Origin of the sequence: Mycobacterium sp. E1386 (assembly GCF_001672745.1) — a bacterium.
GTDB lineage: Bacteria > Actinomycetota > Actinomycetes > Mycobacteriales > Mycobacteriaceae > Mycobacterium.
Genome location: NZ_LZKH01000017.1, coordinates 19,223 through 32,186, shown reverse-complemented (window position 1 = coordinate 32,186; position 12,964 = coordinate 19,223). Strand labels below are relative to the sequence as shown.

Below are 12,964 nucleotides of genomic sequence, written 5' to 3'. Positions count from 1 at the left end.
CTATCGACGAAGTCTAGTCCTCAGCGATGCAGAACGTCGCGAACGGCGGATTTGATCAACGACGTGTGCAACGTGATGGCGAGGGCCGCCACCTCACGCGCCAGGTCGTCGGCGCGGTCACGAGCGCCGGCCTTGTCGGCTTTGACTAGCGGCCCGGCGATTTGGGCGATCAGGTCGGATTGCCGGTCGGCCGCCGAGCGGAAAGCACGCAGATGCCGCGGCTCCACACCGTATTCCGACAACGCCCGCGCGCATTGCAGGATGACCACGGCATGTTCGTCGAAGAAGCCGCCCGGGCCGGTGGTGATTACGCCGGCCTTGAGCAGCGCCGTCAACAGGTCGTCGGCCACCCCGGAGCGCTGTAACAGATCTTCACGACTCAGCCGGATGCTCGACGGCGCCACCGCGGCCGCGTCGGGCCCGGCCCCGGAGCCCGGCTCGGCAGCGACCTCCCCGACGCCTGCCACCGACACCAGACGTGGCCCGGCGTAGGACGAGCCGAAGGGCGGCAGTTCGCCATCGGGTTGGGCGTCCAACTGCGACCGGATGACCTTGAGCGGTAGGTAGTGATCGCGCTGCGCGGTCAGGATGAACCTCAACCGGGCGCAGTCGTATGCGGTAAATCTCCGATAGCCCGACGCGGCGCGCTGCGGCGTCACCAGTCCTTCGGCCTCCAGGAAGCGAATCTTGGAGATCGTGACATCGGGAAAGTCCGGCCTCAACAGTTCCAGGACCGCCCCAATCGACATCCCGGCCAGTGCCGGGCTATCGGGTGCGCTCACTAGCCTCCGGATCCTCCGTCCTCACCCTGCTTGGGCCCGGTCAAAAACACCAAGCGGAACTTGCCGATCTGCACCTCGTCGCCGTTGGCGAGCACCGCCGAGTCGACGGGCTCCCGGTTGACGTACGTGCCATTCAGGCTACCGACATCGACGACGTTGAATTCGTTGTTTTCCAACCTGAATTCGGCGTGGCGGCGACTCACGGTGACGTCGTCGAGAAAGATGTCGCTGTCGGGATGCCGACCGGCGGAGGTGATGGGCTGGTCGAGCAAGAAGCGCGATCCCGCGTTAGGCCCCCGTTTGACGACCAGCAGCGCGGAGCCTGCCGGGAGGCCTTCCACCCCGGAGACCGCGCTCTCGGTGCCCGCCTGCGCGGGAGCGTCCAGTTCGTTGAGGAAGTCGGCACGAAAGACGGAAGTCGTCTCCACCGTGACTTCGTCAGAGGTCTGGTCGTTGTCCATATCCGTCACGCGCTGCTCCTCACTGGCCGCTGTGGCGTTGTCTGACCGGGCCGCTCGGCCGGCTGCTCGCTGGGTCTTTTCGCCCGGTACTGCCGATTACTAAGGCTCGTGCGTTCAAGTGTCGATGTGTCGACGGTACCGCGCATAGGTCTGCAATGTGCCCCCCACCCGACGATCGAAAGACCGATTGCCCGCCTTTCCCCCGCCGGCCGCCGCACCGCTCGCGTCGCCGCGGGGCTGGCAGGCACATTAGCAATCGTCATTCGGTCAACGTTCCGCGGTAGGCCTCGGCGTCGAGCAGCGACGAAATGGCCGACTCCAACGCGGCGACATCCGACACCTGCACGTCGAGCAGCCACCCGCCCGCGTAGGGCTCGGAGTTGACCAGCTGCGGGCTGCCTTCCAGCTCGGCATTGACCGCGGACACCGTGCCCGACACCGGGGCGTACAGATCCGAGACCGATTTCGTCGACTCGACCTCGCCGAACGATTCACCCGCGGTCAGTTCGGTGCCCACCTCGGGCAGCTGAACAAAGACGACATCGCCCAGGGCTGACTGGGCAAAGTCGGTGATGCCGACCCGCACGGTGTCCTCACCGCTTCGGCGAACCCACTCGTGTTCGGCGGTGTAGTGCAGGTCGGGCGGGATATCGCTCACAAGTCGTCCTGTTCTGTTGGGAGAATGCTCACTTGACGGGCTGAGCGTATTGGTGTGGTTTTGGTTGTCGCAAGGTGGTCACGTCCACTCGGTCGGCCTGCCGGACGGACATCCGCGCACCGACGCGCTTGATGCTGTCCTCGGCGCCGCCCGGAATGTTCATCGCGGCGGCCAGGGTGGGCGGATCGCCAATCGCCAGAATCGAATACGGGGGCGACAGCGTCTTGGTGTCGACCGTCAGCGAGCCGGGCATACCCACTACCCAGGTATCCACACCGACGCGGACGGACTGGTGCGCGTCGTTGATTTCGATCGCCTCGGCCCCGGCCGCACGCAGCTCGTTGATCACGTCGAGGATCACCTCCGGCGAAACCCCCGGCCCGGGATCGTCGATCGTGACGGTGACACCCGGCCCGGTGGCGCCGACGGCGCCGGCCAGGATGGACAGCGCGGCCAGCTTCGCCTGCGCGGCCTGGATGGCGGCCTGGTCGTTATTGCCGGACGCCTGCAGCGAATTCAGGGTGTTCTGCAGTTCGTTCACTTCGGCGTTGAGGGTGGCGTCGCGCTGCCGCAACGAATCCAGCAACACCAACAAATCCGCGGGCCGCGCGGTTTCCAGCGAATCGCCCGACTCGTTTTGGCGGACCTGCGTGACGATGGCGATGCCCAGCAGCAGACACAACAGGGCCGCCAACATCCCGAAAGCCAGCCGGGAGCGACCGCCGCGGGCCAGTCCGGACAGTCCTGTTCGGCGCACCGGCCCGATCTCCGGGCGAGGGCGTTTCGCCGGAAGCTCGTGGCGGCCGTGCTGCGTAGGGCTTGCGGCGTCACCACTTTCGGCGGCGCGGTCCCCCGGGTCGTGGCTCACGCCGGCCTCCTCCCGGTCATAGCGCCGCTCCTCCACATCGCTGGCTCCGCATCGTCGTCGGCGCGGTCATGCCCCGAACAGCCGGCGCCGCAGGGCGGCGGCGTTGCCGAAGATTCGGATTCCCAACACCACGATGATCGCCGTCGACAACTGCGTGCCCACGCCCAGCTGGTCGCCGACGTACACGATCAGTGCGGCCACGAAAACGTTGAACACGAAGGAGACAACGAAGACCTTCGGATCGAAGATGCGTTCCAGGTAGGCGCGCAACCCGCCGAACACCGCGTCCAGCGCCGCGACCACCGCGATGGGCAGGTAGGGCTGGACGACCTCGGGCACGGCGGGGTGAAAGACCAGCCCGAGCACGATGCCGGTCGCCAGCGCCGCGATGCCGATCATGCTCGATTCTCCGTCCGCGACTCACCCGGCCGGAGAGGTCTGTCGAGGGCTTTTCTCACTGTGGCCCAATCTGTTTGGCGAACTTGATATCCCGGATCGATCCCGCGGGCAGCGTCAGCCCGTCGGCGGCGTCCACGGTGACGACGACACCGTAGGAGACCTCGAGCAGCTTAAGACGCTGCCGGCCGGAGCTCTGGTCGAAGACGTCCCGCATCGCGCGGGGCGGCCCCACCGCGAGGATCGTGTACGGGCTGCTGGTGGGGTTGTTGTCGACCAGGATCGCGCCGCCGGCTTGCCGGATGGTCACGTTCGGCCCGATGCGGACCCCGCCGACCGAAATCGCCTCGGCGCCGCTGGCCCACAACGAGTTGACGACCAGCTGGAGATCCCGGTCCAAAATGATCTGCCTGCTGCCGCCGAGCCGCTGTTTGGAGACGTCGGAAAGGTTCGGGCTGGCACCCGGGTCGGTCACGGTGACCTTGAGGCCGGGGCCGATGACCGCCGTGCTGGCCGCGGCCAGGCCGAGCGCATCGAGCCGGGCCAGCAGCCGCTGCCCTTCGGCGTCGTCGGCCAGCGCGCGGCGTTGGACGCCGTCCAGCCGGGAGGACAGTTCGGTGCGCCGCTGGGCCAGTTTGGCCGCGGTGTCCTCGGTCGAACGCACGTTGCCCAGCAGCAGCTGCTGCGCCGAGCGCACGCCGGGGGCCACCGATCGCGCCTGCGCGACGGCGGCGGCGAAGACCGTGGCGATCAGCAGCGCCGCCAACGCCTGCCACAGCCAGCCGAAGGCGCGGTCGTGCCGGTGCGGGTGCGCGGCGGCGTCGCCGCGTTTGGCTGCCGCCGCGGCGTACCCGGGATCCAGGTGCTCGGAGAGCAGGGCGCGCAGCAGGGACGGCACCGGGATCAGCTGCGGCCGCGCCGCCACGTGGGCGCTGCGCCCGGCGTTGGGGTCGTAGCCGCCGAGCAGGCGGTCCGGGTCAGCCACGTTCGACCGCCTTCGGCGGGGCGGGCCTGCCTCCGTGTTTGACCCGGGGCATCCGGCGCACGACCAACGTCATCTGCACCACGTACTGCGCGAACGCCCACAGGTAGCCGTACATGCCCCAGATCAGGAACGCCCAGCCGCAGGCGCCGATCACGCGGCTCCACAGGGCGTCCCACGTTCCCAGCAGCACCAGCGGAAAACCGGACATCAACGCGAACGTGCCGGCCTTCCCGATGTAGGTGACCGGCAGCGCGGACAGCCCGCGGCTCCACAGCAGCGGCAGCGTCGCCGCCAGTAGCCCGTCCCGCACCAGCAGGACGGCGACAAACCACCACGGCACGATCCCGCTCAGCGCCATCACGACGGGAACGCAGATCATGTAGAGGCGGTCGACGGCCGGGTCGAGCAGAACCCCGAGCCGCGACGACTGGTTGAGCAGCCGGGCGATCTTGCCGTCGGCCCAGTCGGACGCACCGCTGAACATCAGGATCCCGACCGCCCACCCGTTGGCGTGCGCCACCAACAGGGCGTAGACGAACACTCCGATGAGCACCAGGCGGATCGCGCTCAGCGCGTTGGGGACGGTGAGCACCCGGTCGGGCGGAAGCGCCGGCTCCATAAGCCGTGACCTTAGTCGAACGCCGAGTGCGCGGCTGGACGCACACTCGGTCCCCAGTGTGCGGCTGGACGCACAGCCGGCGCCCGCCGTCGACGGCCTAGCGGAAGACGCCGGGCAGGCTCAGCGTGGACAGCGTGTCGTCGGACAGCGGGTTGTCGTTGACCATGTAGGTCCACGTCGAGGTGGGCCGGGCCAGCTTGGACAGATCCAGGCCCTGTTCCTCCTCGAGGACGTTCGCCGTCTCGAACGTCTGCTGCGCGGCTTCGATCGCATCCGCGGCCAGCGACGCGAACGCGTCGACGGCCAGCCGGTGGAATTCGTCCAGCGGGTTCTGCCGGCCCAGCGCGCGCAGGTGGATGCTTTCCCGGATGTCGGCGAGGTACGCCAGGTGATCGGCCCAGCCGCGGTCGAGGTGGTAGAGCATGATCTGCCGGCAGATCTTCTCCAGGCGATCCTCGGGAATGTCCTTCGACAGCTCCTTGTACCGCTTGGGTGCCAGCTCGGCGAGCTCCTCGCGAGCACTTGCGGTGCGCAGCAACGTGTTTCGCCGATCGACGATGATGGCGCGCTGCTGGGCGATCAGCTGGTTGTAGCGCCAGGTATTGGCGTGCACGTCGAGCATCCGGCCCTCGGCGACGCGCTGGGCGTGGTCGAGCAGCCCGGCCGCCTTCGGGCTGACGATCCGGCCGTCCTCGTCGGTTTCCATCGGCAGCTTGTTGTGGTCGAGGTTGGCCGCCACGACATCGTCTTCCCAACTCGAGAAGAACACGGACGAGCCGGGGTCGCCCTGGCGTCCGGCCCGCCCGCGCAACTGGTTGTCCAGCCGCTCGGTGTGATGCCGTCCGGTGCCGACCACGTGCAGCCCGCCGAGTTCGGCGACCCTGTCATGGTCGGCTTCGTCGGAGCCGCCGAGCCGAATGTCGGTGCCGCGCCCCGCCATTTGCGTCGACACCGTGACCGCCCCATACTTGCCGGCCTCGGCGATGACCTCGGCTTCCTCGGCGTCGTTCTTCGCGTTCAGCACCACCGCGGGTACGCCGCGGCGCAGCAGCCGCTCGTGCAGCTCCTCGGATTCGGCCACGTCCCGCGTGCCGACCAGCACCGGTTGCCCGGTCTCATGCACCTCGGCGATGTGCGCGACGATTCCGTCGTTCTTGGCGGCGGCGGTGATGTAGACGCGGTCGGACTCGTCCTCGCGAATGTTGGGCTCGTTCGGCGGAATTGGGGACACGCCGAGCTTGTAGAACTGGCGCAGCTGCTCACCGGCGGCCAGCGCGGTGCCGGTCATGCCGCACACGGTTTCGTAGCGGTTGATCAGTGCCTGCACCGTGATCGTGTCGAGCACTTCACCGGTCTCGGTGGTCTCGATGCCCTCCTTCGCCTCGACGGCGGCCTGCAGGCCGTCCGGCCAGCGCTGCAGTTGCGCGATGCGGCCGCGGGCGGCGTTGATCAGGTGCACCGCGTCGTCCCGGACGATGTAGTGCACGTCGCGCTGCAACAGCACGTGCGCGTGCAGGGCGACGTTGACCTCGGTCAGGGTCGTGCCGACGTGCTCTTCGGAATAAAGGTCGATGCCGCCGAGCGCCTTCTCGACCTTGCGGGCCCCGACGTCGGTCAGATGGACGTTGCGGCTGTCGGAGTCGGTCTCGAAGTCGGTGTCCGGCTTCAGCTGGCCGACCAGCTTGATGATCTCCAGCCGCGGCGTCTCCCGGTGCGTGGTGCCCGCCAGCACCAGCGGCACCAACGCCTCGTCGACGAGCACCGAGTCGGCCTCGTCGATCAGGGCCACGTCGGGGTTGGGCGACACCAGGTCGTCGACGTCGACGACGAGTTGGTCGCGCAGCACGTCGAAACCGATCTCGTTGACCGAGGCATAGGTGACGTCGCAGCCATAGGCGGCGCGGCGCTCCTCGCTGGTCGACTCGGCGGTGATCCAGCCGACCGTCAGCCCCATCGCCTCGATCAGCGGGCCCATCCACTCGGCGTCACGGCGGGCCAGGTAGTCGTTGATGGTCACCACGTGCACGTGCCGCCCGGCCAGAGCGTAACCCGCCGCCGCGATGGCTCCGGAGAGCGTTTTGCCTTCACCCGTGGCCATCTCGATGACGTCGCCGGCGAGCATGCGCAGCGCACCGAGCAGCTGCACGTCGAACGGGCGGAGCGTGGTCGCCCGTTCGGCCGCCTCCCTGGCGATCGCGAGGAACTGCGGGATGTCCTCGGACTCCGCGAGATCGTCCAGTTTCAGCAGACCGGCGGCCTTGCGGAGCTGCTCGTCGGTGAGGCCGGCGGCCTCCTCGTCGTACTCGGAGGAGTCGGTGACCTGGGAAAGGGAGCGGTTGCGGTTCTTTTCCGTGCTGGCGCCGAGCAGTCGCCAAAATCGGCTGCTCAGGCCGCCGGGTTGCGCGCGGGTCGTCTTTGGCACAGGTCAACGGTACGCGGTGGGCCGCCGCGTGAGATCAGGCCAGGTTCGAGCGGCGCGGGTAGGCGATGTTGGGATCGGTGAGCACGTTGACCACCGAGGGCAGGCCGCTGGCGAAGGCGCGTTCCAGCGCGGGCCGCAGCTCGGCCGGCGCGGAGACCAGCTCGCCGTGGCCACCCAGGGCGCGCACCACCTCGTCGTAGCGGGTGCCCGGACGCAGCTCGGCCACCACCGAATAGCCGTACAACGCCTCCATGGGGTGCTTTTCCAGTCCCCAGATTCCGTTGTTGCCGATCACCGAGACGACGGGCACGTTGTGCCGAACCAGCGTGTCCCACTCCATGCCGCTGAAGCCGAAGGCGCCGTCGCCCTGCAGGAGGACGACCTGACGGTCCGGCCGGGCGAGCTTGGCGGCCAGGGCATAACCGGGGCCAGAGCCGAGGCAGCCGAAGGGGCCGCTGTCCAGCCAGCAGCCCGGTTGGTAGCTGTCGATCACCCGCCCGGCGTAGGACCCGAAGTCACCGGCGTCGATGACGACGATCGCGTCTCGGTCCAGCATCGGCGCCAGCTCCGCATACACCCGCATGGGATGCAACGGGACGCGGTCGTCGGCGAGTTCGGTCTTCTCCTTGTCGCGCGCCGCGGTTTCGGCCGCCCGCAGGTCCTCGATCCACGCTCGGTGGTCGGTCCCGCCACCGGCGGCCAGCGCCGCGAGGGTTGTCAGCAGGTCCCCGTAGAGCTCGGCCTCAACCGGGCGGGGATGGTTGCGCTCGGGTTCGGCCCGGTCCACCACGATGAGCCGGGTTTGTGGCCCGAACACCGCACCGAAGCCGAGCCGGAAGTCCATGGGGACACCGACGATCAGCGCAACGTCGGCTTCCCCCAACGCTTTTCCACGCGCCCGCGAGAAGGCCAACGGGTGGTCCGCGGGCACCGCGCCGCGGGCCATGCCGTTCATCAGCACGGGGATCTGCAGTTCCTCGGCGAGGCGCAGCAGCGCCGCCTCCCCGTGTCCCCACCAGACGTTGGTGCCCGCCATGATCACCGGCCGCTGCGCCGCGGAGAGCAGGCCGGCGGCGCGGCCCAGCGCGTCGCCGTCGGGGGTGGGTCCCGGCGGCAGGTCGGTGAGGGCGCCGGGACGGCCGTCATCCTCGGACATGGAAAACACGTGGTCCATGGGGAAGTCGACGAAGCCGACGCCCGACGGGGCGCCGACCGCCGCCAGCAACGCCTCGTCGACGAGCCGGCCGGCGTCCGCGGCCGACTGCGCCGTGGCGGCGAAGCGGGCCAGCGGCGCCACGAACGGCACGTGATCGATCTCCTGCAGCGAACCCATTCCCCAGCGCTGCGCGGGCGCCCGGCCGCCCAAAACGACCAGGGGTGACTGGTTCTGCTGAGCCGCGGCCATCGCGCTCATGCCGTTGGTGACCCCTGGTCCCGCGGTGAGCGCGGCGACGCCGGGCACCCTCGTCACTTTCGACCACCCCTCGGCGGCGAAGGTCGCGGTCTGCTCGTGGCGGGTATCGATCAGCCGAATCCCTTCCTCGCGGCAGCCGTCGTAAACGGAAAACAGGTGGCCACCCGACAACGTGAAGACGGTGTCGACACCGCTGGCGCGCAGGCGCCGCGCGATGAGCCGGCCGGCGTGCAATGTTTGTGTGGAGATGGCGTCGGTGCTCATAACCGCAGCCTATCCAGATCCTTCGGGTACCTTCGCCGGAGGATTTGAAGTTCCAGCAGAGTCCACCAGCTCGACCCCGAGGAGATAGCGACCATGGGCCCGAAGCCGTTCAAGCCGTCGATCGACTGGTCGACGGCCGCCGTGGATTCCCTGCGGTGGGTAGCCATCGCGTGGGTCGTCAGCGCGGTGGTGTTGTTCATCGTGCTGGTCGCCTTCAGGTATCTCACGCCGTGGGGCCAGCAGTTCTGGCGGATCACGCGCGGCTACTTCGTGGGTGCGCACAGCGTGCGGGTGTGGGCGATGCTGGGCGTGCTGTTGCTGTCCGTACTCCTGTCCGTGCGGCTGATGGTGCTGCTCAGCTACCAGGGCAACGACCTCTACACCGCGGTACAAAAGGCGGTGCAGGGCCTCGCGGCCGACGACGAAAACGTCAAACAGTCCGGGATACACGGCTTTTGGATGTCGATCGCGATCTTCAGCGTGCTAGCGGTCTTGTACGTCATCCGGTTCATGGTGGACATCTACCTGACGCAGCGGTTCATCATCGCCTGGCGCATGTGGCTGACGGCCAATCTCACCGACGACTGGCTCGCCGGCCGGGCCTACTACCGGGATCTGTTCATCGACCACACCATCGACAACCCCGACCAGCGCATCCAGCAGGACATCGACATCTTCACCGCGAATGCCGGTGGCACCCCCAACATCCCCTCGAACGGGACCGGCAGCACCTTGCTGTTCGGCGCCGTGAACGCGGTGGCCTCGGTGATCTCCTTCGCCGCGATCCTGTGGAACCTGTCCGGCAACCTGACCGTGTTGGGCGTCGACTTCCCGCGCGCCATGTTCTGGACCGTCCTGATCTACGTGCTGGTCGCCACGCTGGTGGCGATCTGGCTCGGCCATCCGCTGATCTGGCTCAGCTTCAACAACGAGAAGCTGAACGCCGCGTTCCGGTATGCCCTGGTCCGATTGCGCGATGCCGCGGAGGCCGTGGGCTTCTACCGCGGCGAGCGTGTGGAGCGGGCGCAACTGTGGCGGCGCTTCACCCCGATCATCGACAACTACCGCAAGTTCGTCCGCCGGACCATCATCTTCAACGGCTGGAACTGGTCGGTGTCGCAGGCAATCGTCCCGCTGCCGTGGGTGATTCAGGCGCCGCGCCTGTTCGCCGGCCGGATCGACTTCGGTGACGTCGGGCAAAGCGCGACGGCCTTCGGCAACATTCAGGATTCGCTGTCGTTCTTCCGCAACAACTACGACGCGTTCGCGGCCTTCCGGGCGTCGATCATCCGGTTGCACGGGCTGGTCGACGCCAACGACAAGGGCCGCGCGCTGCCGACCATCCTGGTCAAGCCGAGCGAAGAGGCGCCAGTCGAGCTTCGCGACATCGAGGTGCGCACTCCGGCCGGCGATCGGCTGATCGACCCGCTCGATGTTCAACTCGCCGAAGGCGATTCGCTGGTGATCACCGGGCGTTCGGGTGCCGGCAAGACCACGCTGCTGCGCAGCCTCGCCGAGTTGTGGCCGTACGCGTCCGGCACCCTCTGCCGTCCGCAGGGCGACAACGCGACCATGTTCCTGTCGCAGTTGCCGTACGTGCCGCTGGGTAGCCTGCGCACCGTGGTGTGCTACCCGAACTCGCCGGACGAGGTCTCCGATGCCGAGCTGCGCGAGGTGCTCACCAAAGTCGCACTGGCGCCGCTGCTGGACCGGCTCGACGAAGAACGGGATTGGGCCAAGGTCCTGTCCCCGGGCGAGCAGCAACGGGTCGCCTTCGCGCGGATCCTGCTCACCAAACCCAAGGCGGTCTTCCTGGACGAGGCCACCTCCGCGCTGGACGAGGGCCTGGAATTCGCGTTGTACCAGCTGGTGCGGACCGAGCTGCCGGACTGTGTGGTCGTGAGCGTCAGCCACCGACCCACCGTCGAGCAGCACCACGAACAGGAGCTGCAGCTGCTCGGCGGCGGGCCATGGCGGCTGGGACCCGTGGAGGAAAAGAAGGAACCGGCGCGCGTCTAGCGCCGTCCGGGCCGCGCTGGGTCTTAGCGCGCCTGCGCGCCCCCGGCCCGCCCGGCCGCGTGCGCTCCGGCGCGGCGGCCGAAGAACGAGCCCTCCCCCAGCTGTGTGCCGCTGGCGTAGCCCTTGCCGTCCTGGGCGATGTTGGACGCGCACGCCCCGGCCGCATACAGGCCCGGCACGACGGTGCCGTCCTCGCGCAGCACCTCGCCGTCCACGGACGTGACGAGCCCGCCGATGGTGAAGCCGGCGTACATCGCCTTACCCAAGGACATGTCGAACGCGCCCCAGGGGCCGTGATCTTGTGCCGCAAGGAATTCGGGCTGCTTGTGAAAGTCCGGGTCCTCGCCGCGGGCGGCGTTGGCGTTGTAACGGTCCAGCGTCGCGACCAGCTTGCCCTCCGGAATGCCAAGCGCGGCTTCCATTTCCGGGACGGTTTCCCATCCGTCGATCAGCGGCACCAGCGGCATCTTGGGGTGCTCCAGGTGCGCCTCGTCGACGATGAGGAACGCCGCGCTGTCCGGCTGGTCCATGATGAACCCGGAAGTCCTGGAATGGTAGGAATCCTCGGCGACGAAGCGCTGTCCCAGCTTGTTCACGATGATGCCCGTCAACAAGATCGACGGCGGGTACGGCGGAGCCGTGATGAAGATCTGATCCATGTGCTCGGTTGCGCCGCCGGCCGATACGCCCATCCGGATGCCCAGCCCGTCGTCGTAGGTGTTGCCCAGCACGAACGGTTTCTCGGCCAGCTTGGGGGTGTACTTGGCAACCATCTCCGGGTTCATCACGAATCCGCCGGCAGCGACGATCACCGACTTTGCTTTGATCGCACCGGTTTCGGAGAACTGCTTCCACATGACACCGCACACCGCGCCCGAACCGTCCACGATGAGTTCGGTGGCGCCCGTCTCGTACCGGATCTGGACGCCCAGGTTCGCGGCGCGCTTCAGCAGCAGATCGATCACCATGCTGGCGCCCCCGGTGTCGCCGGGCACGGGCACCTTGTGGCCCCGCGGCGCCGGCACCGCCTGCTCCAGGAACGGCCACACCTTCTCGTTGCCGGTGAACATCAGGCCCTCGGTGTTGGGCTGAATGACGGCCTTGCCCGGAAAGTAGCTGCGCTCGAATTGAAAACCCAAGTCTTCCAGCCAGTTGAAATGCTCGACGCTGCCCTCGCAGTAGGCCCGGATCTTGTCGTGATCCGGTTGCCGGGACACGGCGACCAGGTATTTGTACATCTCCTCGGGCGAGTCGGCGTGGCCCGTGGCCTGCTGAACCGCCGTTCCCCCACCCAAATAGAAGTGCCCCCCGGCAAGCGACGTCGTGCCGCCCGCCGCCGCGGCACGCTCCAGCACCAGCACCTTCGCCCCGGCGGCCGCCGCGCTGACGGCGGCGCAGCCGCCCGCGATGCCGAAGCCGACCACCACCACGTCGACGTCATCCGACCACGACGTCACGTCGTCCGCGCTGACCGTTGCCGGGATCTCCGTGCTCATTGGCGCTGCTCCTGTTTGATGTAGTCGTAAAACGCCCTCATCTCGGGCGCGATGTAGGCGATCTCCACAAACGGCACCGCCGCCTGCGGCGCTGACACATAGGCGAACTGGATCCCGCCGGGCATCACACCTTGCTGCACGACCGCGGCGCCGAATTCCACGGCCTCGGCCAACGCCGCGTCGAACTGCCCGGGGTTCTCGGCCTCCATGCAAATGTGGTGCAGACCGGGCCCGGATTCGCGCAAAAAGTCACTATAGATGTTCTCCCCGCGGACGGGCTGGATCAGTTCCAGCTGCATGTCGCCGAGATAGCTCAGCGAGATGCTGGCGACGAAATCGGCCGGCTTGCCGAGGTAGCTGCAGGATTCCGGAGCAAAGTGCACGTCGGGTATGCGGACCCATTTGCGCACCCCTAACAAGCCGGTGAGGGCGGTTTCGGTGGCGTCCAGGTCGGTGGTAACCCACGCGATCTGCGTTGGCGATTGAACGGGAAGGGTCATCGTCTCGCAGGATAGTCGAGTGGCTCGGGAGCCAGGAAGGGCCGCGAAAACTTTGCCATGGCGAGCGGCTCCCGCGTTCC

Annotated in this window: 12 protein-coding genes; 1 reads left to right on the top strand and 11 read right to left on the bottom strand. The window is 67.9% G+C overall.

From position 1 onward, the window contains the following. Positions 1 to 20: 20 nt before the first annotated feature. From A5709_RS01850 to A5709_RS01810, 9 genes are all read right to left on the bottom strand, one after another. The gene (locus A5709_RS01850; RefSeq protein ID WP_067950377.1) at positions 21 to 782 is read right to left on the bottom strand and encodes a MerR family transcriptional regulator; all 762 of its coding nucleotides are present in this window, start codon (positions 780 to 782) and stop codon (positions 21 to 23) included. Then, positions 782 to 1,243 (bottom strand): glycogen accumulation regulator GarA, encoded by a 462-nt coding sequence (garA, locus tag A5709_RS01845; protein ID WP_276038948.1) that lies wholly within the window; start codon positions 1,241 to 1,243, stop codon positions 782 to 784. The genes A5709_RS01850 and garA overlap by 1 nt, the downstream gene beginning before the upstream one ends. Before the next feature lie 259 nt (positions 1,244 to 1,502). Continuing rightward, positions 1,503 to 1,901: a glycine cleavage system protein GcvH gene (gene gcvH, locus A5709_RS01840; RefSeq protein ID WP_067950375.1), complete on the bottom strand. Its 399-nt coding sequence runs from the start codon at positions 1,899 to 1,901 to the stop codon at positions 1,503 to 1,505. 28 nt (positions 1,902 to 1,929) lie between these two features. Then, entirely contained in the window at positions 1,930 to 2,769 is an 840-nt protein-coding gene (locus A5709_RS01835) for a DUF881 domain-containing protein (protein WP_067950496.1), read from the bottom strand. Positions 2,770 to 2,835: 66 nt separating this feature from the next. Next, positions 2,836 to 3,168 carry a small basic family protein gene (locus A5709_RS01830; RefSeq protein WP_068117573.1) on the bottom strand — a complete coding sequence of 111 codons (333 nt, stop codon included), beginning with the start codon at positions 3,166 to 3,168 and terminating at the stop codon, positions 2,836 to 2,838. A gap of 55 nt (positions 3,169 to 3,223) precedes the next feature. Beyond that, complete coding sequence (locus tag A5709_RS01825; protein WP_068117569.1) at positions 3,224 to 4,150, bottom strand: DUF881 domain-containing protein; 927 nt, start codon at positions 4,148 to 4,150, stop codon at positions 3,224 to 3,226. After that, a complete protein-coding gene (locus A5709_RS01820; RefSeq protein ID WP_067950370.1) occupies positions 4,143 to 4,769 on the bottom strand; it encodes a CDP-alcohol phosphatidyltransferase family protein in 627 nt (208 codons plus the stop codon). The genes A5709_RS01825 and A5709_RS01820 overlap by 8 nt, the downstream gene beginning before the upstream one ends. A gap of 97 nt (positions 4,770 to 4,866) precedes the next feature. Further along, positions 4,867 to 7,191: an accessory Sec system translocase SecA2 gene (secA2, locus tag A5709_RS01815; RefSeq protein ID WP_067950368.1), complete on the bottom strand. Its 2,325-nt coding sequence runs from the start codon at positions 7,189 to 7,191 to the stop codon at positions 4,867 to 4,869. Positions 7,192 to 7,225: 34 nt separating this feature from the next. Then, a complete protein-coding gene (locus A5709_RS01810; protein WP_068117567.1) occupies positions 7,226 to 8,869 on the bottom strand; it encodes an acetolactate synthase in 1,644 nt (547 codons plus the stop codon). Positions 8,870 to 8,962: 93 nt separating this feature from the next. On the opposite strand from A5709_RS01810, the gene A5709_RS01805 reads away from it, so the two are divergent. Next, positions 8,963 to 10,888 (top strand): ABC transporter ATP-binding protein/permease, encoded by a 1,926-nt coding sequence (locus A5709_RS01805; RefSeq protein WP_068117565.1) that lies wholly within the window; start codon positions 8,963 to 8,965, stop codon positions 10,886 to 10,888. Positions 10,889 to 10,911: 23 nt separating this feature from the next. Here the strand turns inward: A5709_RS01805 and A5709_RS01800 are convergent, their stop codons facing one another. Beyond that, complete coding sequence (locus A5709_RS01800; protein WP_068117561.1) at positions 10,912 to 12,384, bottom strand: FAD-binding protein; 1,473 nt, start codon at positions 12,382 to 12,384, stop codon at positions 10,912 to 10,914. Beyond that, the gene (locus A5709_RS01795) at positions 12,381 to 12,884 is read right to left on the bottom strand and encodes a VOC family protein (RefSeq protein ID WP_068117558.1); all 504 of its coding nucleotides are present in this window, start codon (positions 12,882 to 12,884) and stop codon (positions 12,381 to 12,383) included. The genes A5709_RS01800 and A5709_RS01795 overlap by 4 nt, the downstream gene beginning before the upstream one ends. Positions 12,885 to 12,964: the final 80 nt, after the last annotated feature.